Genomic DNA, 24,042 nt, shown 5'->3' on the forward strand with positions numbered 1-24,042 from the left:
TGATGGGTGTGCTCACGGGCCGCCGAGTCCTCGTGACCGGCGCGGACGGGTTCATCGGCAGCCACCTAGTGGAACGGCTGCTCGACGAGGCCGCGAAGGTGACGGCATTCTGCGTCTACAACTCCAACGGCTCCTACGGCTGGCTGGACGAGCTGCCGCCGGACCGGCTGGCCGGCGTGGACCTGCGGCTCGGGGACATCCGGGACCCGCGGTCGGTTCGCCGTGCCGTCCACGACGTCGACGTGGTGTTCCACCTGGCCGCGCTGGTGGCGATCCCGTACAGCTACCAGGCGCCGGAGTCATTCGTCGACACCAACGTCACCGGCACGCTGAACGTGCTGGAGGCGGTTCGTGACGCGGGCGACGTCCGCCTGGTGCACACGTCCACCAGTGAGGTCTACGGAACCCCTGAGTCGGTGCCGATCACCGAGACACACCCGCTCTGCGGCCAGTCACCGTACGCCGCGTCGAAGATCGCCGCCGACCAGCTGTGCCAGGCATACGCTCGGTCCTTCGACGTGGACGTCCTGACGCTGCGCCCGTTCAACACGTACGGCCCGCGGCAGTCAGCCCGAGCCGTCATTCCGACGATCCTGGGGCAGTTGCTCTCGGGCGCGACGACGGTGCGCCTCGGCAGCCTGTCCCCTCGCCGGGACCTGACGTACGTGGCCGACACCGTCGACGGGTTCGTCCGGCTGGCCGGCGCAGAGCTAGAGCCGGGCACCGTCGTGCAGCTGGGCACCGGGCAGGCGGTGTCGATCAGGCAGCTGTTCGCGATCTGCTGCGAGGCGACGGGGATCGAGGCGACCGCCGTGACGGACCACGAACGCGTCCGGCCGGCTGCCAGCGAGGTCCAGGTCCTGCTGTCCTCGCCGGAGCGGGCGAAGGAACTGCTCGAATGGCAGGCGGTCTGGACCCTGCACGACGGGCTGGCCGAAACGATGCGATGGCTCGCCCCGCGCGTCGTCGCCGAGCACGCGAGGCGGTACCACCGGTGATCCCGCTGGCAGAGCCGGTCCTCGGCGAGCTCGAGGCACGCTACCTGACCGAATGCGTCGACAGCGGCTACGTGTCCTCGGTCGGTCCGTTCGTGGACCGGTTCGAGCAGGAGTTCGCCACGGCCGTCGGCGCGGCGTTCGCCGTCGCCTGCGCCAGCGGGACCGCGGCGCTGCACGTCGCCCTGCGGCTCGCCGGCGCGGGCCCGGGCGGGCTGGTCGCGGTCTCGGACTTCACGTTCATCGCGTCCGCCAACGCCGCGGCTTACACAGGGGCGGACATCCTGCTGGTGGACAGCGAGCCGGACACCTGGTGCATGAACACCGAGCTGCTGCACGACGAGGTCGTCCGCCGGGCCAATGTGGGGGAGCGGCTGCCGGACGTCGTCGAGGTGGTCCACGTACTAGGGCATCCGGCGGCCATAGAGCCGCTGCTGGAGCTGCGCCGCCGGTTCGGCGTGCGGATCGTCGAAGACGCCGCGGAGGCCCTGGGAGCGTCGTGGCGGACCGGGCGGGTCTTCAGCCGGCAGGTCGGCACGGTGGGCGACCTCGGTTGCTACTCGTTCAACGGCAACAAGATCATCACCACGGGTGGCGGCGGGATGATCGTCACCGACGACGCCCGGCTGGCGGCGGCCGCTCGTCACCTGACCACGCAGGCGAAGGTGACCGGCGAGCACTACGTCCACGACACCGTCGGCTACAACTACCGGCTGACCAACCTCGCCGCCGCCGTCGGGCTGGCGCAGCTCGAGCGGCTCCCGGAACTGCTGCGGGCGAAGCGGGCGATCGCGGACCGGTATCGGGCCGGGCTCGGCGGGTTGCCGATGTCGCCGCCGCCCGCGGCCGCGTGGGCGGCGCCGTCGTTCTGGTTGTCATCGGTCCTGCTGGAGGCGTCCGGGCAGGACCCGGGCGCCGTCGTTGCCGCATTGGCCGATGACGGGGTCGGCGCTCGTCGGCTGTGGCCGCCCTTGCATCGGCAGCGGCCGTACCGGTCGGCCGAGCGGCTCGGCGGCGCAGTGGCGGACGGTCTGTTCCGGCGCGGGCTCTCCCTGCCGTCGTCGGCCGGCCTCACGCTCGCCGACCAGCAGCGAGTGGTGGCCGCGCTCGCGTCGCTGTTGGGTGCCGTCCCGGCCGAACGAGGGACGGCACCATGACCCGCGGACCGGAGCGGCTCGCCGCCGTCGAGTTCCTCGCCGCAGTAGCCGGCGGCTGGTGAGAGATAACTGGAGGTTTGCTCAGGTGAAGGTACTGGTTACAGGGGTTGCGGGGCGGGTGGGCTCGACGCTGGCGCAGCAGCTGGTGCGGTCCGGCTACGAGGTACGCGGGACGGTCCGGCCGGACGGCCGGCAGCCGCATCCGGCGCTGGCGCGGCGGATCGAGGTGGTCGAGGTGGCGCTCAGCGACGCGGCTGCGTTGCGACGGGCCGTGGCGGGGGTGGACGTCGTGGTGCACCTGGCCGCACGGATGGTCCTCGGTGACATGGCACCTGATCGGCTGCTCGACGTCAACGTCGGCGGGACCATGCGGCTGCTGGAGGCGTCGGTGGGCGGACGACGGCCGGTGCGGCGGTTCGTCTTCGCGAGTACCGACAACACGTACGGACCGGCGCGGCCGCGGTTCAGCCCGATCACCGAAGACCATCCCCAGCAGCCGGCCGATTACTACGGCATGTCGAAGGTGCTGGCCGAGCAGCTGGTCCGCAACCACCATGAGTTGCACGGACTGGAGTACACGATCGTGCGGCTGGGGTCGGTGGTGGCGCCCAACGAGGTACGGCCGCTGTTCCGGCTGGCCTGGTCGCGGGCCTTCGTGGCCGGCCAGGTCGACGCGGGACGGCGCGGTAGCCTCTGGCCGCTGTTCGCCGGCCGTGACGACCTCGTCGCCGCGATTGACGAGGTGGTGGCGTCGCGTGCGGACAATCCGGCCGTCGTCCTGACGGGTCCGGACGGGTCGCCGTGGGCCGTGCATCTCACCGACGTTCGGGACGCGGTCGAGGGTCTGACGCTCGGGATCGAGCATGGCTCGGCGGCGAACGGCGTATTCAATGTCGTCGGTCCGCGGACCACGACGTTCGTGGACGGTGCGGCGGCGGTGGTGGCGGAGAGATTCGACCTGGAGACGGTGACGGTGGAGCTGCCGGTCAGGTTGGCGTTCGAGGTGTCGACGGCGAAGGCCCAGCAGCTGCTGGGCTACTCGCCACGATGGGACTTCGCCGCCACGTTGGAGACGGCGCTGCGAGCTCCCCACGTCGACCCGACTTACCTGCCGGTGGGCAGGGCGTAGCGATGCGCCGGGTGTGTGTCTTCACCGGCTCCCGGGCCGACTACGGACCGCTGCTGGCCGTGCTGCGAGCTCTGGACGCGGAGCCGTCGATCGACCTGTCGGTGCTGGCGTCCGGCGGGCACCTCCTCGAGTCGCAGGGGCTGACCGTCCGGGAAGTCGAGGCTGACGGATTCCGCGTCGCCGAGCGGGTCGAGATGGTGCTGGCGAGCGACACCCCGTCGGCCGTGGCGAAGTCGTTCGGTCTCGGTGTCGTTGGGTATGCGGACGCCCTGGACCGCATCGCACCGGACGTCCTGGTCGTGCTGGGGGACCGGTACGAGACGCTGGCCGTGGCGGTGACGGCGGCGCTACGGTTGCTGCCGATCGCCCACATCGGTGGGGGCGAACTCTCGTACGGGTCCACCGACGACTCCGTCCGGCACGCGATCACCAAACTCGCCCATCTCCACTTCACCTCGAACGAGGAGTTCCGGCAGCGAGTGATCCAGATGGGGGAGGACCCGTCGCGAGTGTTCGCAACGGGTGCGCCGGGCCTCGACACGATCCGGGCGATGTCCTTCGTAGGGCGGGATGAGCTCTCCGCGGAGCTGGGTATCGAGCTGCGTGACCCGATTCTTGCCGTGACCTACCACCCGGCCACGGCCGACCCCGACCGAAGCCTCGCCGGGGTCAAGGGCCTGGTGGCGGCGCTCGGTCAGCTGGATGCCGGGAGCGTCGTGTTCTCGGGCACCAACGTCGACCAGAACGGCGCGGCCACGTTCGAGCCGATCCGCCGGTTCGTGGCGTCGAATCCCGACCGCAGCGTGGCGGTCAGTTCCCTTGGGGCGAGGAGATACCTCAGCTTGGTCAACCTCTCTGCCGTGGTGGTCGGGAACTCGTCCAGTGGGCTGGCTGAGGTCCCTGCCCTGCAGACGCCGACAGTGAACATCGGCAGCCGCCAAGACGGCCGGCCCCGCGCCGCCTCCGTCATCGACTGCGGCGAGGCCGCGGCAGAGATCTCGGCGGCCATCGAGCACGCGATGTCCCCGGAGCACATCGCGCTGACCGCCACTGCCACCTCCCCCTTCGGCGACGGCCACGCGGCCGAACGCATCGTCGGTGTCGTGCGATCGGTCGAGCTCGCCTACCTGGGCCGGAAGTCCTTCCATCCAGTGGAGGCCGCCCTGGCGGTTCGCCGCGTGAAATAGGCGCGGTGAGTGCGAGTTACCCCGAGCCCACGACGGAGTCTATGGCCACGCCCGCAGTCGGCAGCGGCCGGAAGTCGGTCGTCGTGTCGGACCATCCAGTTGGCTGCTTTTTGTGAAACAGCGCCCCGATCGGCACCTGCTCCTGGACCAGATCCTGTGCCATGGCGAGCAGCACCCGGCGGTCGTCCTCGTTGGGAGCCTCGATGGCCTGAGCGAGCAAGGCCTCTACCTTGCTGGCAGCGTCGCCATTCCAGTGCACCATCCGCTGGGTGACGAAGCCCGTGAAGGAGCCGCGGAGTAGGAACTCGAGATCGGGAGCAAAGAGCGACCAATCTGCCGGACCGTTGATCGTGAGGTGGTAGTCGCCTTCGACCATGCGGGCGTCGGCCGCGCTGAACTCCATGGGGATCATGGCCGGGGCGAAGCCGATATCGCGCAGGTTTTGTTCGATGATCGGGACTTGTGCCGGTACGAACTCGTAGTCGCTGTGGTAAACCACATCGATCGGAATCGCTTCACCACCATGGCCGGCGTCATTGAGCAACCGCCGGGCATGGCCAGGGTCGTAGCGGTGGACTGTGCGAGGCTCGGTGAACTCAGGGTGGTCTGGTGAGATGAATCCGGCCCACGCTGGTACGGCCTGACCGAAGAACGCTGCCTGCGCGATGGCCTCGCGGTCGACCCCGTACATGACTGCCTGCCGCACGCGAACGTCGTCGAACGGCGGCTTGCCGCAGTGGAAGTAGAGGACGGTCCAGACATAGCTGTCGACGGCGTCGGCGTTGGCTCCGGGGGCGGCGTCGAGCTCGGCCAAGGCGGCGGCGGGCACGTCCTCGATCACCGCGTATCCGCCGGAGCGAAGGCCAGCCACTCGCGCGTTGGCATCAGCGACACGAACGAACTCGAGCCGGTCGTACCCCGGGCCGTGGTTTCCGTTGTATGCCTCGAACCGCTCCATGATGATCTCCTGGTCGGAGACCGCCGAGACGACCCGGAACGGGCCGCTGCCGATGGGCTGGAGCTCGAAGGGCGTGGTCGCCGATCGGGGCCGGATGGGCACCAGGACGAGCCGCCGGGCGAGCAGCGTGGTGGGCGTCTGAAGGTCGAACTCCACCTCGTCATCCGCCGTGACTCGCACGTCACCGAGGAAACCAAGGAACTGCGGCCAGAGGGATCCGGTGTCGGGGTCTCTGATCCAGTCGAACGTGAACTTGACGTCCTCGGCGGTGAGCGGACTGCCGTCGTGGAACGTCACTCCCTTTCGTACCGCAACTCGGTACGTCGTCGGTGACACCTGTTCGGGCATCGCAACAGCCAGCTCGGGGATGAGTTCGTCACGCGGCGCGAACTGATCCACTCGATAGAGGCGCTCGCCCCAGAACCAGGATGAAACGATCGCGCCCACGTAGGGGATCACCGACGGTTCGAGGTCCGGAAACGGATTGGCGAGGGCGGCCGTGAACGTGCCCCCGGACACCTGCCTCCCACCGGCGCGACCATTTGCCGAGTCGCTGCTACCACAGGCCGCCGTTCCGGCCCCGAGGGTCAGCACGCCCAGGAGCCCAGCGGCCCGCAGGAAATCGCGCCTCGGCAATACAACGCCGTCCGCCCAACGTGTCGTACTTGATTGCGGGATCATCTGCCCTCCGATTTCGGCCAGGTAGGACTCAGGTGAGCCTCGACGTCGCGTTGGGCTCGATTGCCAGCCGCGGGGCAGCTGCGAGAAGCGACCTGGTGTACTCGTGTTGAGGCGTTTCGAGCACGACATCGGCTGGTCCCGCTTCTACGATTTCGCCGTTGCGCATCACCACGGTCCAATCGCTCATGAACCGAATCACCCGCATGTCGTGGGATACCAGCAGCAGAGCGAGACGATGTTGCGCCATCAGGCCTCGCAGCAAGTTGAGGACCTCACCCTGGACAGACATGTCCAAGGCCGACGTGGGCTCGTCAGCGAACATCACGCTGGGCTCGACGGCGAGAGCGCGCGCAATCGCGACCCGCTGGAGCTGCCCTCCGGACAGTGCCCGGACCGGCCGGTCGGCGAGTTGTCGAGAAAGCCCGACACTCTCGAGGAGGTCGGCAACACGCGCATCGCGCTGGCGCCGCGGGCATGTGCGCAGAACGCTCATCGGGTCGCGGATCACAGCACCGACAGACAGCCGCGGGTTGAGTGAACTTCGCGGGTCCTGGAAGACCATGGCCGCGTCTCGACTCAGCATGCGGAATCGTGCCAACTGCTTCATCGCATAGATGTCTCGACCGCGATACAGCACGGTGCCTGCCGCTGGAGTAACGAGCCCCAGCAACGTGCGGACGAGGGTCGATTTTCCCGAGCCGGATTCGCCGATGACGCCGATCGCCTCTCCTGGTCGGATCTGCAGCGAGACGTTGTCGAGTGCGGTGACGGAGCCATGACGCGCAGAGAACAGAACGATGAGATTCCGCGCATCGAAGATCACCTCATTGGCGGATGGTGTGGCAGCCTGGATCTCTGAACGAGACGTCATCGACCCGTCCCTTCCGCCTGCTCGCTTGCATCACGACCGCCCGACGAGGACACGTCTGGATGGCGGCTCGGGGCCAATACCGGATGGTGGCATGCGACGCGCCGCGGCCCGTCGCGGTCGAGAGCCGGCCGAAGCAGGCATTCGTCGTTTGCGTGTGCACAGCGATCGCGGAATCGGCAACCGGTCAGGAAGTCGCCTGGCTGATGCACATGGCCCGGAATGGGGGCCAGCCTTGGCCAGCGTTCTTCGAGGCTGACGCTGGCTTTGAGCAGTCCTGCCGTGTACGGATGCCGAGGGCGGGCGAGCACGTCCTTGGTAGGTCCTGCCTCCACGACCTGCCCGGCATAGAGGACGATGATGCGGCTGGTGACCTCTGAAACGAGCGCGAGATCGTGGCTCACGAACATCAGGGCGAACTGTCGGCTGCGCTGGAGACCCTGGAGTAGTTCCACAACCTGCCTCTGGATCGTGACGTCCAGCGCCGTGGTCGGCTCATCGGCGATGATCAAGTCAGGATCTCGGGCGAGGCCCAGGGCGATCAGCACTCGCTGTCGTTGGCCGCCGGAAAGCTGATAGGGCCGGGAGCGCAGGATCCTTGCGGTATCGCGCAGGCCCACGGACGTCAGTAAGTCGTCAGGGTTTGATGTGGAGCCGAGCGCGCAGATCTGGCGAAGCTGTGCACCCACTGTCATACCTGGGTTGAGACTGCTCGTGGCGTCCTGGTAGACCACGCCGACTCCTGCGCCACGCTTGCGGCGACGGCCGCGTCTGGACATGGTCCGAACGTCCTGACCGCGGAACTCGACCGTGCCGGTCCATTCGGCAGATGTCGGCAGGAGATCGGCGGCCGCCAGTCCGAGCAGTGACTTCCCACAACCAGATTCACCGACGACTGCGACGGCCTCTCCGAGGAAGATCTCTAGATCGATGCCATCAAGAATCGCCACGTGGCCGTACCGTTGTGGAAAGCGCACGCGCAAGTCCCTGACCGCCAGGAGCGGCACGCCGCTCGGGCCGTCTAGGCCGGTACCACCCGGCTCGGCTGAAGCCTTCCACAGCATCATGAGGCACTCCGACCCTGTAGTGAGTCGCTGAGTGAAATGATTAGTTCGATAGCCAGAATACAACAACCTTCCAAGAGCGTGTCTGCGGGTGGTGAGCTGGAGCCCGTGCGGTGCGCCGACCTGGGCGCGGACCTTCGCAACGAGCGCAGCTCGCGCTACTGGCGAGACACGGCGATTGCGGCAGCTCGCGATAGAACTGCCGCCGTCGCGGATCAATCCGTTGCTGTAGTCGTCTGTCCGTCGGACTGCGACGGGCACGGTTTCGTGCTCTAATATCGCCGCGACCGGTGTCGCCGACCTGTGGTGATACTTATGCGATGGTTAGGTAGCCGGTCTCGACGAGGTATCCAGACATGTCCGCGAGATGCTCGTAGCGGGTGATGAGTCCGTTATGGACATTGAAGACCATGGCGCCATAGTTCCACTCCGAAAATCCACTGTACCGTTCCTGGAGAAGTACGACGACGCGGGTGCCTTCCGCGTTCGAGAAATACTCGAGTGGCGCGCCGACCTCCCATTTGACCAGCGATCCCTGCCCGACCTCTTTGACGTCCACCTGCCCTTTCCCGCCGGACCAGGCCTCCATCATCTCAACTTTCCCCTGCTCTTTTCCGACCACGCTCCAAGGCGGCCGCGAGTAGTCGCCATCGTGCGGCGACACGGTGGTGCGGGTGATGAACACGAAGTCATCAGAAAGGGAGTCATAGAACGGTTGGTAGTCAATGGTTCGCACTTCAAGCCCATCTTTATAGGCCTCATGGAGCGATTCCAGGTGCTTCAGGCTGGCTTTCACGATGGCGAGACTCCGCTGCGCAGGATTGGTGGCCATGTCGCTGTCTCCAGTCTTCGGGATCACGTGATCAAGTAGGGCTCGAGGCATCTGGCGAGAGAGGGGTGTCGTCGTCGATGGCTGCAGCGGACACGCCGGGCGCGCCCGACCACTGATGGGCACGATATGGAAAGTGAGCGCCCCGAGCACAAGTCAATGCAGCTTTAGGGTGACCGTAGCGCAGGCAATTTCGAGCGTCAAGCCTGATTTCTGGGTGGCGCGCTCAAATGCCTGAAGTGGCCCCCTTCGATGCTGCAACGTTGGCGTGGCAGGCTGAATGTGATTCCCGCCGCGACGATCAATCAACGCAAAGCGTCTCCTCGACTGAGGTGTCTGCGAATGGCTGACCAACTGCCGACCGCTCGTAAACCAGCCGTTTCGGTGCCGGTGGTCTCAGGCCGTGGGCCACTGCGTCACCTCGACTATCCCGAGTGGAATGTGGGGCACGTCACGTCTGTAGGTCGATGCGCAGTGAGAATGTCGAATTCAGTCGGCGAACTAACATATTGGTAGTCCTCCGCCGTATAGACACAAACGGCTGTGACGTTGCCCTGAGTGTAGAGATCTAGAGACCCGCGGTCGGCTCGAAACGGATCGTATTTGCGACAGAGTGCCGATTGTTCGGCGATGGAAGGTGCGGTGTATGAGTGCAATACGATCGAGGTTCGGCTGCGGCGGGCACCCGCTGGGCCGATTCGCCGGTCGGCCAGAGGCGGAGTTCGGGCAAGCCGCGGACATGCGGGCAGCGTCAATGACGTCGTCGTGCAGTCGCTGATCGCCGGGTTTATCGAGGACACGACCGCCTCGACGAATCGGCCGCCCGCACATACATCACAGCGATCGGCGCCGACGGAGCTGCGGCGTGGTTCTCAGGGGAACGGAGCCGCCGACCTTGCAAGGTCGGCGGCTCCGCGCTCATCGCCCTCCGCCCTTCGTCGTCGACAAGGGTGGCGATCGTGCGGAGTGCGACGGACACCCTTGCGGACGAAGCAGGCCAACATGACTGTCAGCGCTCGATGAGCTGCGTGAAAAACCTCACCCCCCACGGCGCGGGGACAGGCCGACACAACGAAAACCAAACAATTCTCACCGCAAACTCTAGTTCCGCGAGGAACCCTGTCAAGGGTGATCCCGGGCAGCGCGAAACTTCACGACGACAATGAGTCGCATATTTGCCTCGACGGCATCAGGTGTCAGCGCCTTTCCGTCAACGGTCTGGCGACATTCAGCTATCCATGGCGGCTGCGCGGCTATGCTCAGCCCGTTTCGCCGGCCATCGGCACGACCACCATCGTCATCTGCGGTGACATCGCCGTCAGCGGCTCCGTCGTGACGGGCACGGGTAGGTGAAAGGCCCAGTCCGATTCTCAGGTGGCCGGGATTCGAGCCGCCAATTCACCGTGCAGAGCGGGAACCGGGTGGCTGCCGCATCGAACTATGGACTTATCTGGGATGTGCCTGCGAGCCCACCTCGCTCGTGGGAATTGTGCACGTCAGATGAGTCCCGCGGCCACGTTGCGGCGATTCCGGATGTGGACTGCGCGGGGACGTAGTCGTCGGCGCCCTGCAGGCCACCGCGGACGGTGTTGCGGAAGTCATGTTCAGGCCAGAAGCCGAGGCGGCCGATGGCGGAGTCGATGCTGACCTCCAGACGGTGTCGCATCGGCATGGTGACCATCAGCTTCGGGACGCCGTACAGGCCGGCGATCACCGCCGCGCCCTCGTCGTGCGTCGTCGGTTTCATGGCCGCGAGGTTCAACGCCTGCCCTACAGCTCCCGGCTCCGTGAGGGCTCGATGCACGCCGTCGACGGCATCGCGGACGTCGAGCAGGGAGATCGTCCAGGGCTGGTAGTCAGGGTCGCGCAAGCCGACGGCCGTGTCGGGGGCAGCGTCGCCAGCCTGGTGGTCGAGCAGTGTCACGAGATCCGGCTGGCCGTCGAAGAGCGGCCACAGGTGCGAGTCTTTGCCGAGTCGCTGCCATTCGAGCACCGAGCGCCAGAAGCTGAGGCGGAACATCGTCCCGGCCTCTTCCGGGCTCACGACGGTGGCGAAGCGCACGATCGCGTACGGGATGTCGAACTGGACGGCATGGTTGCGCAGGATGATCTCGCCGAGCAGCTTGCTGGTGCCGTAGTAGTCGGCCGGCTGCTGCCAGCTGTTCTCGCGTAGCGGCCGCGCCGGCGGCCGGCCCGGGCGGTAGGTGCCGTCGGAGCTGGCCAGTACGAAGCGCTCGATGCCGCCGGCCCGTACGACACCCTCGAGAAGTCGCAGCGTGCCGAAGGCGTTGATGTCGTAGAACCGGTCGACGGGGGTGTCGCCTCGCATGAGCTGTGCGGCGAGGTGCACGACGTGGGTCACGTCGCGGCACGCCACATCGACGGCTGTCTGGTCTGTGAGGTCGGCCTCGACGACCTCGACGTCGGGAAACGCGTCGAGCTTGGATCCGTGCGGATCGCCCGGCAGCACCATGGCCTTGACCTCCGCACCGGCGGTGATCAGTCGCATGATCATGTTCGTGCCGACCCTGCCGGTCGCACCTGTGACGAGTACCCGCATGCAGTTCACCACTCTCTCCTGAGCAATCCGAGAAGTAGCGCGCAAGAAATGGAAGCGTGGTTTCAGTATCGGTGGTGCGCGGCAGTTTAGGTAGCCAGTCGGCTGGTGGGGGCGGTGGCGGTGTGCCCCACCTGCCTGAAACCGGCCTCTGCGGCGCCCTCCTCGCAGGGGCGAGGCTGGTCGCGACGGGGTACAAGACGGGCAGGCGGGAGGCCGGGTGACGACGCGGAAGGTGCCGGTCGGCGTGCTGGGGACCGGCTCGTACGTCCCGGCACGGGAAGTGCGGAACGCCGAGATCGCACGCCTGGCCGGCGTGACGGCCGAATGGATCGAGCGGAAGACCCGGATCCGGTCCCGCAGATACGCCGCCGAAGATGAAGCGACCTCCGATCTGGCCGCCCGGGCGGCCAGATCGGCGCTGACCGACGCTGAACTCGGCGCGGACCAGATCGACTACCTCGTCGTCGCGACGTCGACACCGGACTCACCGCAGCCGCCGACGGCGGCTCTGGTGCAACACGCGGTCGGCGCGGACCGCGCGGCGTGCTTCGACATCAACGTGGTGTGCAGTGGCTTCGTCTATGCGATGGCCGTGGCCCAGGGCATGCTCGCGGGGCGCCCCCACCAGCGGGCCCTCGTGGTGGCGGCCGACGTGTACTCGCGGATCCTGAACCCCGCTGACCGCACCACCGCCGTGCTGTTCGGCGACGGGGCCGGAGCCGCGGTTCTGGGCGCGGTGCCGGAGGGCTCCGGCATCCTCGAGTTCGGCCTCTACACTCGCGGCGACGTCCACGAACTCATCCGGGTGCCGGCGGGTGGCAGCCGGCTCCCGGCATCGCACGACACCATCGGCAGCGGCCAGCACTACTTCACGATGCAGGGCCGCGCGGTGGCGACGTTCGTGCGAGAGCAGGTGCCGCCGGCTCTGGCGGAGCTGTTGCAACGCGCCGGCGTGCGAGCCGGGGCGGTCGACCACGTCATACCGCACCAGCCGAACGGCAATCTGCTCGACGACCTGGTCCTCAAAGCCGGTCTCGAGGGCGCTTCGACACATCGCACGCTGGAGCGCTACGGAAACGTCGGCGGAGCGTCGATCCCCGTCACACTCGACGCAGCACATCGAGCAGGTGCGCTGCGGGACGGGGATCTCGTCCTGCTCGCCGGCTTCGGCGGCGGAATGTCGATCGGGGCGTGCCTGCTGCGGTGGTCGGCGTAGCGCTATGCGCATGCCATTCTCATGGCCGGAGCGAGAGGTCAGCGGAATGCTGTGCGCAGAACTCGCTGAAGGGCATCCGAGCCCGGCACGGCCTCGCCTCGTTCGATGGTGTGGACGGTTTCGACGATCGCGGCGTTGGCCGGCGTCGGGACACCGAGCCGTTGCCCGAGATCGACGACATAGCCGTTGATGAAGTCGATTTCCGTGGTGCGGCCGCGCTCGAAGTCCTGAAGCATCGACGGTTTGATGTCACCGTAGGCGTCGAGGACCTGGCCCAGCCAGGTGTCGTGGGCCGCACCGGCGACACTCTGCCCGTCCCACCCCGGCGGAACCGGATCGACCAGCATGCGTTCTGGCTGGGCGCCGCTGGCCAGTGCCACGGACAGCGCCTCGTCGTAGGTACGGTCGAAGAGCTGCCGGCCGTCGGGTGACCTCACGTAGTCGCGCATGGTCGTGCCGGCCATTGCCCCGATCGTGGTGACCGAGCAGTTCACCACGAGCTTGGACCAGATGGCTCCAGCCAGGTTCGGGGTGACGCGCACTTCGATCGCGCGTCCGAGCCACTGGCCGATCAGCTGGGCGCGCTCACTGTCGCCGCCGCCCAGTTCGCCGATGAGCAGGTGGCCGGCGTTGCGCTGCTCGTAGACGCCCGGCTGCGTCATCGTCGCGCCCAGGTTGGAGAGGCCGCCGAGCACCCGATCGGTGCCGAGCCGGTCGCCGAGCAGCTGGGACACGCCGCCGTTCTGGATCGGCAGCACGGTGCCACCGGGCGTCAGCAAATCTGCCAGGCGCGGCGCCGCCTCGATGGCATCGCGGGCCTTTGTGGCCAGCACGATGAGGTCGAACCCGTCGTCGCCGTAGGCGGCCAGGGCGGCCACTCGCACCGTCGACGCCGTCGCGGAGCCGCCGACACCACTGACATGCAGGCCGGTCGAGGCGAGCCGGGCCGCCGACTCCTCGTCACGCGTCGCCAGCCAGGCCGGCGAACCCGCAGCGTCAAGGCGTGCTGCGATCAGCCCGCCGAGCGCTCCGATGCCCACGATCAACGTCTTCATGCGCGACCATCCCACGTCCGAGCCGGCCCGAACCCTCCCATGCTGTCGAGACCGTACCGCGTCGCGTCGGCGCAGTCGCACCCCACCTGGCGTGCTTCCGGTTCATCAGGCATGCATTCCGGCTGAACCGGGAGCACCGCAACGCAACGTGATCGATTACCAGGCGGTGCGGGTCTCGAGCAGTGCTGGTGGGATGCCGGAACGGGGGAAGAGCTGCCGCCGCTGTCCGCGGGCCGGTGTGTCGATCACGAACACGTCGCCGGCCAGGGCCGCGGCCCGGCCTCGTGTCGGTGCCGCTTGCGCGGCGGTCGTGATGAAGAGCCGATTTCCACGAGGTCCGCCGAACGTGCAGCTGGTCACGTTCGACGTCGGGACGCTCACGGCGCCGAGCAGCTGCCCGTCCGGCGCGTAGCGGCGAACCTCACCGGCACCCCATACGGCCAGCCACAAGCAGCCTTCACTGTCGACGCACAGGCCGTCGGGCAGGCCGTCGCCGGACGGGACCACGATGAGGGGCACCGGGTTACGGGGCTCGCCCGCGACCGCGTCCCAGTCGTAGCGACACACGGTCTGCGTCAGCGTGTCGACGTGGTAGAAGTACACACCGTCCGGGCTCCAGTCCAGTCCGTTGGACATCCCGATGCCGTCGAACAGCTGGTGCGTGCTGCCGTCGTGGTCGACGCGATACAGCGCGCCGGTGAATCTCGGGTCGACCGCGGCGGTACCGGCGACGAAGCGGCCGTTGGGGTCGCACTTGCCGTCGTTGAACTGGGTGGCGAGATCCTCTTCGACCGGTTGCCACAGCCGCGGCAGGTCGGTCCAGTTCGGCAGCACCAGGACCCCGCGTCCGGCGGCCAGCAGGAATCCGCCACCCTCGATGAGGGCGACACTGCCGAGCGGCTCGCCGATGGAGAGGTAGTCCATGCTGTGCTCGGCGCGGACCCACCGCCACAAGCGGCCGGCCGGGATGTCGACCCAGTACAGCGCCTCGGACACGGGATCGTAGATCGGGCCTTCGCCGACCTCGGCGTGGCACTGCGCCAGCGGTGTCGCCTGGTTCTCGATCATCGTCGCTCACACATCTCCGCGGCCTGCCCTGCTGGAGGGCGATCGCCCTACCCGCGCCCGGACGGCTGGAGCCGTTCGGCGACCCGCGTCAGCGCCTTCGCGACCTTCGGCACGTCCTTGAGCGTGAAGCGGCTGGCTGGTGCGCTCACGCTCAGTGCCGCCGGCAGCCTGGTGCCGAGAACAGCCACGGAGACACAGCGGCCGTCGACCTCGTTCTCACCGTCGTCGACGGCGTAGCCGCGCTCGCGTACAGAGGCCAGCTCGTCGAGGAACTGATCCACGGTGGTGATCGTCTTGGCCGTGCGTGACGTCATCTCGACCTGCTCCAAGAGCTCGCGCACCCGGTCCTCGGGCAGCTGGGCGGCGATCGCCTTGCCCAGTGCCGTGCAATAGATCGGGTCGCGGCTGCCGGGAGCGCTCACCATGCGCACGGGTCTGGGGCTCTCGGCGACCTCGACGTATCGCACGGCATTGCCGTCGAGAACGCCCAGATTGGCGGTCTCGCCGACATCGTCGCGCAGGCGCTCCAGCCACGGGCGCGCGCGCTCCTGGAGCACGTCCAGGTCGCGCGACTGCATACCGACGAAGCCGAGCCCGAGCACGAAATGACCATCAGCGTTGCGTTCTACGTAGCGGTGCTTCTGCAGCGTCCACAGATAACGGAACGCGGTCGCCTTGGGCATGTCGATGGCCCGATGGATCTCGACCAAAGACATCGGTGCGGTCGCCTCCTGCAGTTCGTTCAGCATGGAGACCACTCGCTCCACGGAGCGGTTCAAGTACTTCTTGGCCTGCTCAGGTGTGGCGGTCGCTGGATCAGGCGCGTTGTTGATGTCGATTCTGTGATCGGTCTGCTCTTCGTCTGTGTCGTCGGGATCGTTCGGGCCCCGAGGCTGCCTGCGTGCCATCACATCATCTCGTTTCCTGTTTTGAACTCGATGTTTCAGAGATTGTATCGGAAACAAGATCATCCGCCAGGGGCCGCTTTGTGAAACGGCCGATGAACTGCTGCTGCGGGCGGCGTGGACGGCGCGATTGGCCCCTTGACGAGCACAGGAGGTGATCGTAGCGTGATTTGCAGGTCGGAGCCTCGGTTTCATATAACAAAACTCAGCCCGTGGGGCGCCAGGCGTGACGGCATGCCCCGTTACCAAGGAGCGTGGCCCATGCGCCCACCTGTCCGGCGTCTCGAGCGGTCCACCGAACTCCATCGCAGGGCCGGCCTGACGGCACCGGGAGGGGTGCACTCCAACGTCCGCCTGCCCGGGCCGAGGGTCTTCTTCGATCGCGGCCAGGGCGCTTGGCTGTACGGCGTCGATGGGGAGGACTACGTCGACTACCTGATCGGGCAGGGTCCGAACTTCCTCGGTCATGCGCCGGCCCGGGTGCTCGACGCTGTCACCGAGGCGTGCCGGGACGGCTTGATCTACGGCGGTCAGCACGAGCTGGAGGTCGAGGCGGCAGAAGTCGTGTGCGCCGCGCTCGGTTGGCCGGACATGGTGCGGTTCGGTGCGTCCGGGACCGAGGCCGTGCAGGCGGCGCTGCGGGTGGCCCGCGCTGCCACCGGCCGATCCCGGGTGATCCGCTTCGAGGGGCACTATCACGGATGGCTCGACAATGTGCTCGTGGCGCCGGACGGCGACGGCGGCTGGGGGATCGCCAGCACGGGCCAGCTCGCAAGCCATCTCGACGACGTCGTCACCCTTCCGTGGAACGACGCGGAACGGGTGGCCGAGGTGCTGCGGCACGACGCCGGCCGGATCGCCGCCGTCGTCATGGAGCCGGTCATGATCAACGCCGGTGTCATCGAACCGCGGCCGGGTTATCTGGAGCGCGTGCGCGAGCTGTGCTCGGGCTACGGCGTCGTGCTGATCTTCGACGAGGTCCTCACCGGGTTCCGGCTGGGACTCGGCGGCGCCGCAGCCCGCTACGGCGTCGTCCCCGACCTGGCGACGTACGCCAAGGCGATGGCCGGCGGCTGGCCGGCATCGGCACTGGCCGGGCGGTCGGACCTGATGGAGCTGTTCGGGACGGGCGAGGTCAACCACTCCGGGACGTTCAACGGCTCGGTGCTGGCGACAGCCGCCGTCAAAGCGAGCGTCGAGTGGTTGCGGGACGACCCGCCCTACCTGGCCGTCGCCGAACACGGCACGGCGTTGATGGCCGGCATCCGCGAACTCGGCATGGCACATGGGCTGCCGTTGCGGGTGGAGGGCCTGCCGGCGGCGTTCCACGTCTCCTTCGGCGCGGCCGACGTCCACGACTACCGGAGCCTGCAGCAGCTCGATCTCGGCCGCTACGAGCGGCTGGCCGAGGCGCTGGTCGACAACGGCATCTGGGTCGCTCCTCGCGGCGTCTGGTACGTGTCGGCCAGCCACGGACCGGCGGAGTTGGACGCGGCGCTGACCCGATTCGGCAGGGCGCTCGCACAGTGGCGGGACGTGGCCGCCGCACCCGCGCGTCCGTCCTTGGAAGCGCGGCTATGACCACCACCTTCGACCACCTGACCATCTCCGACGTCCTGCGCCACCGAGTCTCGGCCGACGCGGGCCGTTCGTTCCTCACGTACTGCGACCCGCAGGAGCCGCACACCACCAGGACCTGGACGTACGCCGACTGTGCGGCGGACGTCGCGGTGACACGGCAGCTGCTGCGCACGCTCGGGGTGCGCGCCGGCGACCGGGTGGTGCTGCACATGGAGAACTCGCCGGAGTTCGTGGTGGCCCTGCTGGCCATCGTCGGCGTCGACGCCGTCGCAGTCCCGACGATCACCCAATACGCCGCCGACGAGCTGGCCTTCGTCGTCGAGCACAGCGAATGCGCGGCGATCGTCACGAACCTGCGCCATCAGGGCATGGTGGAGCGGGTCGCGGCCGCGGCGAGCATCCCGCCGCCGGTGATCCGCGGCACCACCGTCACCAACGGACGACACCGGGCGCGGCTGCCGTCTACGCGACTGCCCGGTGATGACGGCCCGCCCGGGCGGCGCACCGCCGTCCTCATGTACACGTCGGGCACCACCGGCCGGCCCAAGGGCGTCATGCTCTCGCACGCCGCCTGCCTGGCCGCCGGCGCGACGACGCGCAACGAGACCGGCCTGCGCCCGGATGACCGGTCGTACTGCGTGCTGCCGCTGTTCCACGTCAACGCGATGTGCTTCCAGTTGCTGCCGACCCTGTTGACCGGCTCGCACCTCGTCGTCGGGCCGGGGTTCAGCGCTCGTGCGTACTGGCCGGTGGTGGCGGGGCAGGGGATCACCGTCGGCAATCTCACGGCCGGGCCGCTGCGCATCCTGCTGGCAGCGCCCGCGTCGGCCGCGGACGCCGCGACCCCGATGCGGCTCATGATGTACGCGCTGCCGCTGGACCGCGACGAGATCCGCGCGGTGTCGTCCCGCTTCGGGGTCGACGTATCGATGGGGTGGGGTCTGACGGAGTCCGCGGCCTGCGGCACCCGCACGCCGCTGCTGCTCGATCCGCGGCACGACTGGCAGTCCATCGGCATGGTCAGCCCGGGCTGGCAGCTGCGGGTACTCGACGATGACGCTGCCGACGGCACCGAGGCGCGGCCCGGTGACGTGGGCGAGCTTGTCATCCGTGGACCGTCAATCATGACCGGCTACTTCAAGGACCCGGAGGCGACACGCGAGGTGCTCGACGACGACGGCTGGCTGCGCACCGGCGACCTGGGCCGGCTCGACGACGGCTATGTGTTCTTCCACGACCGCAAGAAGGATGTCATCAAGGTGAAGGGCGAGAACGTCGGCGCCGGGGAGGTGGAGCGGGTGCTGCTCGACCACCCGCAGGTCGAGGGGTGCGCGGCGATCGGCGTGCCGGATCCGATCCTGGGTGAGCGGCTGGTGGTGTTCGTGGTGCCGGTCGCCGGCACGACGCCGGTGGCCGAGGCGCTGCGGGCGTACTGCGCGGAACGGCTGGCGGCGTTCAAGGTGCCGTCGGAGGTCGTGCCCGTCAACGAACTGCCGCGCACGTCCATCGGCAAGATCCGCAAGGCTGAGTTGCGTAGCCAGGCGGCGAGCCTGCTGACCGGACGGACCCGTCCGTGACCGTGACCGGGCCGGCGTCGCGGGCGGCAGCGCAACCGCCGGCGGACGACCTGGTCGAGATGTACCGGCGGATGCGCCGCATCCGCCGCTTCGAGGAACGGGCCGGCGAGCTGTACCGCGCCACCGAGGTGCCCGGCTTCCTGCACCTGTCCATCGGCCAGGAGGCGAGCGCCGTCGGCGCGTGCTGGCCGCTGCGCGACTCTGACGCCATCACGTCCACGCACCGCGGCCACGGGCATTGCCTGGCCAAGGGTCTGGACGCGGTGTCGATGTTCGCCGAGCTCATGGGCCGCGAGAGCGGGACGTGCCACGGCCGCGGCGGCTCCATGCACATCGCCGACCCCGGCCGCGGCGTCTACGGCGCCAACGGCATCGTCGGCGCCGGGCTGCCGATCGCCGGTGGAGTGGCCACCGCGTTCCAGCTGACCGGACGCGACGGCGTCGTCGTGGCCTTCTTCGGCGACGGCGCCGTCGCTCAAGGGGCGTTCCACGAGGCCGTCAACCTCGCGTCGGTGTGGGGTCTGCCCGTCGTCTTCCTCTGCGAGAACAACCACTACGCGGAGTTCTCCCGGGCTGAGGACCAGCATCGGGCGACGCTCGCGGACCGCGCGGGCGGCTACGGCATCGGCTACGAGTACGTCGACGGAAACGACGTCGGCGCGGTCGCCACGCTGATGAGGACAGTGGCCGACGAGGTCCGGGCCGGCAGCGGTCCGGTGCTCGTCGAGGCCGACACCTACCGCTGGCACGGCCACTACGAGGGCGATCCGGAGCGGTACCGTGACGCCGCGGAGCTGGCCCGGTGGCGCTCGCGCGATCCCCTCGAGGTGGCCCGGTCCGCGCTGGCCGCCGCGGGTGTCGAGCCGGAGTTCCTGGACGCGGTGGATCGCGCGGTCGAGGACGAGATCGTCGCGGCCGTCGACGCCGCCCGGGCCGCACCCGAGCCGGCGCCGTCCACCCTGTCCGACCACGTCACGGCGCCGCGTCCGACGGTGCTGGAGACGCCGGTGGCGGTGGCGCCGTCGGGGCCGGGCGCGGCGGGGGAGCGGTACCGGGTCATGGACGCCGTCCGGGACGCACTCGACCAGGAGCTCGCGCTGGACCCGGCGGTCTTCGTCGCCGGCATCGACGTCGGCGCCGGCGGCAACGTGTTCGGGCTGACCCGGGGCCTGGCCGAAACCTATCCCGGCCGGGTGCGGGACACCCCGATCAGCGAGACCGCGATCATGGGTGTTGCCGTCGGCGCCGCGATGGCCGGGATGCGGCCTGTCGTCGAGATCATGTACATGGACTTCATCGGGGCCTGTTTCGACCAGCTGCTCAACCAGGCCGCCAAGTTGCGTTTCATGACCGGCGGCCGCGCGTCGATGTCGCTCGTCGTGCGCACCCAGTTCGGCGCGGGGCGGTCATCGGGCAGCCAGCACTCGCAGAGCCTGGAGGCGTTGCTGGCCCATGTGCCCGGTCTCAGCGTGGTGATGCCGTCGACGCCCGCGGACACCTATGGGCTGCTGCGCGCGGCGATCCGCGACCCGAACCCGGTCGTGTTCGTCGAGAACAGGTTGCTGTACGGGTTCCGCGGAGCGAAACCGCCGCCGGACCATCTGGTGCCGCTCGGCCGCGCCGTCGTCCGGCGTCCCGGCACTGACGTCACGGTGGTGTCGTGGTCCCGGATGGTGCACGAGGCGCTGGCGGCGGCTGAGGCCGTGGCGGGCGAAGGCATCAACGCCGAGGTCATCGACCTGCGGACCATTGCGCCGCTGGACTGGGCGACGGTCGTGGCCTCCTTGGAGCGGACGAACCGCCTGGTCATCGCACACGAGGCAGTGCAGGACTTCGGCGTGGGGGCAGAGCTGGCCGCCCGTGCAGTCAGCGACGGCTTCTGGCACCTCGACGCCCCGGTGATGCGGGTGGCGCCGCCCCCGACACCGGCCCCCTACGCGCCGTCGCTGGAACGGGTCTGGCTACCCGGCCGGCAGGCCATCGCCGACGCCCTCCACGCGATCGTCCGGATCTGAGAGCCGCACGGCGCCTGCTTGACAGCCCATCGAGTTGTAACGTATCAAAACGATAGTGTTGTCTAGCGAAACGCCCGGCTCACTGTCCGGGAGACGGGAGGCGGAGATGTCCGTGGGTTTCCGGTCGTTCCTGGCGGTTGAGACGGGGCCATGCGTGGCCACCGTGATCGAGCACATGGATCGGTGGTCGCGCTCCAAGGAGATCGACATCCCGGCGGGTGCGCCTGGCCGGCACGTGCTCGACCCGGACGACATCATCACCATCGCCCGGCACCAGGAAGACGGCCGCACCGTGTACCGGTGGCGGCGTCTGCATCCGTTCGCGCGGGGCATGAACGAGATCTGGCGCACCACCGTCACGGCGGTCGAGGTCAAGGGCGCGCCGGGTTGGCTGTGGACGGAGATCGAGGTCGCCGACGACGAGAGCGATCGTCCGGCGCGCGTCCCGTTCATGTCGGTCCCGGCGGTGCTCCGCGAGCTGCTGGCCGATCTGCCGTGTCGGGACGGGGTGGTTCCGACGTCGACCGAGCCGACGTGGGTCGGCTTCGACGACCTGCCCGACCTGATGGACTACCTGGCCGACGACACGAGGCTCGGACCGGTCTACGTCGCGCGTCAGGGAGCGCGGGACGCTGTGGGATTCCATTCCTGGGCCTCGGAGGTGATGCGGGAGGTCGTCGGGCTGGGCACCACCTACCTTCTCGGGACGCCGGTGGAGCAGGAGTTCAACGACATGGTCGGCGAGCTGCACGCGATCCCCGAGGGCGCCATCCGGACCTACCTGCCCGGAGTCGACCTCGACGACCCCCGCGACCCACGCCGTCACCAGATCCTCGGGTCGGTTCGGATCGACCGGAGCGGTCCTCGTCGATTGGCCTACATCTTCGGGCTCTCGCAGCGGGACCGGGGCACGCTCACGCCGCTTCCAGCCGAAGCCTGGGAGGTCGAGCACATGCTGTCGGCCGGCGAAGCCGCGCAGTACTTCGGTACCGCGGGAGCGGATCTGCGGATCGTGCCGAACCGTGCCGTCGCGGACCCGGCACTCGGCGACGCGGCGACGGCGGGCTCTACCCTCGCCGCGACCTCGTCGGACGGTGTCGTCGGTGCGTCCGAGGGGCGCGGGCGAACCGGGCAGCAAAGCGGCACCCTGTCGCGGCGCGGGCAACATCGCCGGCTGGTCGAACTGCTCGAGGAGAACGAGCGTCTTCGTGCCGAAGTCGAGCGGTTGCAGGAGGTCGTAGGTGCCAATCAGTACGACGTGGGCGTGCTGGCTGCCGTGGAGGCGCTCGAGGGCGAGGTCAAGTCACTGCGCCACCGGCTCGGCCTGGATGCTCACGCCGCACGCCAGCTCAACGCTTCATGATCCCTGGGCAGTCGGGCGGATCATGCTATAAATGCAGGAAGACTATGAGTAGCAGTCCGCTTCCGACTGGGCGGGAGGTCGTGACTATCGGTACGAGCGTGTGGCCGCCGGGTGGGCCCATATGTCACATCGCCACAATGTTCCCCGACGACGAATTCAATGTTTCGGTTTGCATCTGAGGCCAGCTGGAGGACAATCACCGGTACCACTCGTGCAGAGACCGGCCCGCAGTCTCGGAGAAGGCGAGCGAGCCGTGTCCATGCAGCAGTGTTCTTGCGCGCGCGGTGGTTCCAGCTCGCATTTCTCGGGTAGCGCCTCGGACAGATGCAGGCAGCACCAGAAATGGGCATCGGCGAGCGCCTACCGTCTATCGCTTTGGCCCTTCCATGTGGCGAGGTGGCTGAGATGGCCGAACTGCCGGCGAACCCTATGTCGGTCGAACTGTCCGTTACCCATCGAATGCTGTGGTGGCAGACCGTCACGGACGACGACATGCCCGAGCACTGGCGGGTGTCGGCTGACGTCTGGGATCTCGACGCCTGTGCGGACGAGGACCGCCATGTCGCGGACGTCCAGTTGGCAGTAGCTGACCTCAACCGTGACCGGAACCTGCTCGATTCGCTGGAGTTGGGCGAGTGGACGCTGGAGTTCATCGCGGAGACCGTCATCGATCTCGCCGATGGAACACTCGTGCCAGATCTCGACGCTCGGATCGGCGATGGTCCGCCGCGCATGGTGATCGTGTGCTGGTTCGAGTTGGCCGAGCGATGGCGCGGTCACGGTCTGGCCGCCCCGCTCCTCGCGTCGGCGTTGGAACGCTTCTCCAACAGTGCCCGTCTCGCTGTGTGCCGGATATCGCCGGCCGACCTACTGCACCGCAATGCTGATCGGGTGTCGGCCGAACTCACCTGTGTGCGATTGGGGGTTCTACTGGAACGGATCGGCTTCTTCCGCTGGAACGGTGTCTACGTCGTCGACCTCAAGAACCGTGAGCTGATCGACGCGAGCTTCGATCCGCTGGAGCGTTGGGGGCCGTACAGCGACGAGAACTCATGAGCATGCGGCCTTTCCAGCCGAGTCCCGGATCCTGTGGTGAACGTTGTCATATCTCCGCCGCCACGGACCGGCCGGCTCACGGAGTCAGAGCTCAGATGCGGTAGCTGAGGTCCTTGGCGGCGAGTGAGTCGGGCCGCAGGCGCAGCCAGACCGTGCCCTCCAGGGCGGGGTCGGCGTGCAGCGCCGGGTCTGCTCGGACGTGGTCCGCGAGCCTCGCCCACGGCCCGGTGAGGATCCAGAACGCGCCGTCCTCCCACAGGTACCAGGCCGGCCGTACGGTGGGGCCGTTGGTGGCCACGCGGGCCGTCAGCGGCCGGGCGAGGAAGGCGTCGACGTCGATCTCGTTCTGCCGTGCCATGGGTCGCCCTCCGGGGTGCTGCGTTGGGCGTCCATAGTGACACCGGCAGGTCAGAGCAGGTCGCGCGGGGACACGTGGAGGGCGCGAGCCAGCCGGTGGATGTTGATCAGTGCGACGTTGCGCTCGCCGCGTTCGATGGAGCCGACGTAGGTGCGGTGGAGGTCAGCGCGATCGGCCAGTTCCTCCTGGCTCAGTCCCAGCTCCTTGCGCAGTTCCCTCACGCGTCGGCCGAAGGCGGCGCGCACGTCGCGTTCGGCGTCGGGAGCTGTGGGCACCCGTCTACGCTGGTGCTCGACAGCCTATGGATCTACAGACGATGAGTCGCATTCTCTGTCTGTCGCGTCACGCCGACGGTGTGAATCCGGCAGTCCACGCGGATCGGACGGGCGGCTTCGGCGGTCGGGCGGGAGGTTGACCACC

The 24,042-nt window shown here is 68.2% G+C and carries 21 protein-coding genes; 11 read left to right on the forward strand and 10 right to left on the reverse strand.

All coding sequences use genetic code 11. From position 1 onward, the window contains the following. Nucleotides 1-2 precede the first annotated feature (2 nt). The 4 genes from JIAGA_RS30770 (at nucleotide 3) to neuC (ending at nucleotide 4,468) form a co-directional block, all read left to right on the forward strand. Nucleotides 3-998: an SDR family NAD(P)-dependent oxidoreductase gene (locus JIAGA_RS30770; RefSeq protein WP_035812698.1), complete on the forward strand. Its 996-nt coding sequence runs from the start codon at nucleotides 3-5 to the stop codon at nucleotides 996-998. Continuing rightward, nucleotides 995-2,152 carry a DegT/DnrJ/EryC1/StrS family aminotransferase gene (locus JIAGA_RS30775; RefSeq protein ID WP_035812699.1) on the forward strand — a complete coding sequence of 386 codons (1,158 nt, stop codon included), beginning with the start codon at nucleotides 995-997 and terminating at the stop codon, nucleotides 2,150-2,152. The genes JIAGA_RS30770 and JIAGA_RS30775 overlap by 4 nt, the downstream gene beginning before the upstream one ends. 85 nt (nucleotides 2,153-2,237) lie before the next feature. After that, nucleotides 2,238-3,281 (forward strand): NAD-dependent epimerase/dehydratase family protein, encoded by a 1,044-nt coding sequence (locus tag JIAGA_RS0118595; RefSeq protein ID WP_169738891.1) that lies wholly within the window; start codon nucleotides 2,238-2,240, stop codon nucleotides 3,279-3,281. Between the two features lie 2 nt (nucleotides 3,282-3,283). Then, complete coding sequence (gene neuC / locus JIAGA_RS0118600) at nucleotides 3,284-4,468, forward strand: UDP-N-acetylglucosamine 2-epimerase (protein WP_026876829.1); 1,185 nt, start codon at nucleotides 3,284-3,286, stop codon at nucleotides 4,466-4,468. 16 nt (nucleotides 4,469-4,484) lie between these two features. Here the strand turns inward: neuC and JIAGA_RS0118605 are convergent, their stop codons facing one another. The 4 genes from JIAGA_RS0118605 to JIAGA_RS0118620 form a co-directional block, all read right to left on the reverse strand. Continuing rightward, complete coding sequence (locus tag JIAGA_RS0118605; protein ID WP_169738892.1) at nucleotides 4,485-6,020, reverse strand: ABC transporter substrate-binding protein; 1,536 nt, start codon at nucleotides 6,018-6,020, stop codon at nucleotides 4,485-4,487. Between the two features lie 115 nt (nucleotides 6,021-6,135). Further along, nucleotides 6,136-6,978: an ABC transporter ATP-binding protein gene (locus JIAGA_RS30780; protein ID WP_084469788.1), complete on the reverse strand. Its 843-nt coding sequence runs from the start codon at nucleotides 6,976-6,978 to the stop codon at nucleotides 6,136-6,138. Beyond that, nucleotides 6,975-8,042: an ABC transporter ATP-binding protein gene (locus JIAGA_RS33970; RefSeq protein WP_084469789.1), complete on the reverse strand. Its 1,068-nt coding sequence runs from the start codon at nucleotides 8,040-8,042 to the stop codon at nucleotides 6,975-6,977. Before JIAGA_RS33970 ends, JIAGA_RS30780 begins: the two co-directional genes overlap by 4 nt. A gap of 310 nt (nucleotides 8,043-8,352) precedes the next feature. Next, complete coding sequence (locus JIAGA_RS0118620) at nucleotides 8,353-8,898, reverse strand: hypothetical protein (RefSeq protein WP_026876832.1); 546 nt, start codon at nucleotides 8,896-8,898, stop codon at nucleotides 8,353-8,355. 1,098 nt (nucleotides 8,899-9,996) lie between these two features. Here JIAGA_RS0118620 and JIAGA_RS0118625 point away from each other — a divergent pair. Next, nucleotides 9,997-10,221 carry a hypothetical protein gene (locus JIAGA_RS0118625; RefSeq protein ID WP_026876833.1) on the forward strand — a complete coding sequence of 75 codons (225 nt, stop codon included), beginning with the start codon at nucleotides 9,997-9,999 and terminating at the stop codon, nucleotides 10,219-10,221. Nucleotides 10,222-10,306: 85 nt separating this feature from the next. On the opposite strand, the gene JIAGA_RS0118630 is transcribed toward JIAGA_RS0118625, so the two are convergent. Continuing rightward, nucleotides 10,307-11,428, reverse strand: coding sequence for an NAD-dependent epimerase/dehydratase family protein (locus JIAGA_RS0118630; RefSeq protein WP_157553315.1), 1,122 nt, complete (start codon nucleotides 11,426-11,428; stop codon nucleotides 10,307-10,309). 217 nt (nucleotides 11,429-11,645) lie between these two features. Between JIAGA_RS0118630 and JIAGA_RS0118635 the strand changes: the two genes are divergently transcribed. After that, a complete protein-coding gene (locus JIAGA_RS0118635; RefSeq protein ID WP_245597203.1) occupies nucleotides 11,646-12,644 on the forward strand; it encodes a 3-oxoacyl-ACP synthase III family protein in 999 nt (332 codons plus the stop codon). Between the two features lie 38 nt (nucleotides 12,645-12,682). Here JIAGA_RS0118635 and JIAGA_RS0118640 read toward each other — a convergent pair whose 3' ends face one another. The 3 genes from JIAGA_RS0118640 to JIAGA_RS0118650 all read right to left on the reverse strand — a co-directional run bounded on the left by JIAGA_RS0118640 (nucleotide 12,683) and on the right by JIAGA_RS0118650 (nucleotide 15,675). Then, the gene (locus JIAGA_RS0118640) at nucleotides 12,683-13,699 is read right to left on the reverse strand and encodes a ketopantoate reductase family protein (RefSeq protein WP_026876836.1); all 1,017 of its coding nucleotides are present in this window, start codon (nucleotides 13,697-13,699) and stop codon (nucleotides 12,683-12,685) included. A gap of 156 nt (nucleotides 13,700-13,855) precedes the next feature. After that, on the reverse strand, nucleotides 13,856-14,767 hold the full coding sequence (locus JIAGA_RS30785) for an SMP-30/gluconolactonase/LRE family protein (protein WP_051426254.1): 912 nt from the start codon (nucleotides 14,765-14,767) through the stop codon (nucleotides 13,856-13,858). 47 nt (nucleotides 14,768-14,814) lie between these two features. Continuing rightward, complete coding sequence (locus JIAGA_RS0118650; protein ID WP_084469790.1) at nucleotides 14,815-15,675, reverse strand: IclR family transcriptional regulator; 861 nt, start codon at nucleotides 15,673-15,675, stop codon at nucleotides 14,815-14,817. A gap of 258 nt (nucleotides 15,676-15,933) precedes the next feature. Between JIAGA_RS0118650 and JIAGA_RS30790 the strand changes: the two genes are divergently transcribed. The 5 genes from JIAGA_RS30790 (at nucleotide 15,934) to JIAGA_RS0118675 (ending at nucleotide 23,264) form a co-directional block, all read left to right on the forward strand. Beyond that, nucleotides 15,934-17,253: an aspartate aminotransferase family protein gene (locus tag JIAGA_RS30790; RefSeq protein ID WP_051426255.1), complete on the forward strand. Its 1,320-nt coding sequence runs from the start codon at nucleotides 15,934-15,936 to the stop codon at nucleotides 17,251-17,253. After that, a complete protein-coding gene (locus JIAGA_RS30795; protein WP_051426256.1) occupies nucleotides 17,250-18,830 on the forward strand; it encodes a class I adenylate-forming enzyme family protein in 1,581 nt (526 codons plus the stop codon). The genes JIAGA_RS30790 and JIAGA_RS30795 overlap by 4 nt, the downstream gene beginning before the upstream one ends. Nucleotides 18,831-18,889: 59 nt before the next feature. After that, nucleotides 18,890-20,845, forward strand: a complete 1,956-nt coding sequence (locus JIAGA_RS0118665; protein WP_157553686.1) for a thiamine pyrophosphate-dependent enzyme — start codon at nucleotides 18,890-18,892, stop codon at nucleotides 20,843-20,845. Between the two features lie 154 nt (nucleotides 20,846-20,999). Continuing rightward, a complete protein-coding gene (locus tag JIAGA_RS0118670; protein WP_026876839.1) occupies nucleotides 21,000-22,208 on the forward strand; it encodes a hypothetical protein in 1,209 nt (402 codons plus the stop codon). A 405-nt stretch (nucleotides 22,209-22,613) separates the two neighbouring features. After that, the gene (locus JIAGA_RS0118675; RefSeq protein ID WP_157553317.1) at nucleotides 22,614-23,264 is read left to right on the forward strand and encodes a hypothetical protein; all 651 of its coding nucleotides are present in this window, start codon (nucleotides 22,614-22,616) and stop codon (nucleotides 23,262-23,264) included. 91 nt (nucleotides 23,265-23,355) lie between these two features. On the opposite strand, the gene JIAGA_RS0118680 is transcribed toward JIAGA_RS0118675, so the two are convergent. After that, nucleotides 23,356-23,622 carry a pyridoxamine 5'-phosphate oxidase family protein gene (locus JIAGA_RS0118680; protein WP_026876841.1) on the reverse strand — a complete coding sequence of 89 codons (267 nt, stop codon included), beginning with the start codon at nucleotides 23,620-23,622 and terminating at the stop codon, nucleotides 23,356-23,358. A gap of 50 nt (nucleotides 23,623-23,672) precedes the next feature. Then, the gene (locus JIAGA_RS0118685) at nucleotides 23,673-23,897 is read right to left on the reverse strand and encodes a helix-turn-helix domain-containing protein (protein ID WP_035812702.1); all 225 of its coding nucleotides are present in this window, start codon (nucleotides 23,895-23,897) and stop codon (nucleotides 23,673-23,675) included. Nucleotides 23,898-24,042 lie beyond the last annotated feature (145 nt).

Source organism: Jiangella gansuensis DSM 44835, assembly GCF_000515395.1.
In the GTDB taxonomy this organism is placed as follows: Bacteria; Actinomycetota; Actinomycetes; order Jiangellales; family Jiangellaceae; genus Jiangella; species Jiangella gansuensis.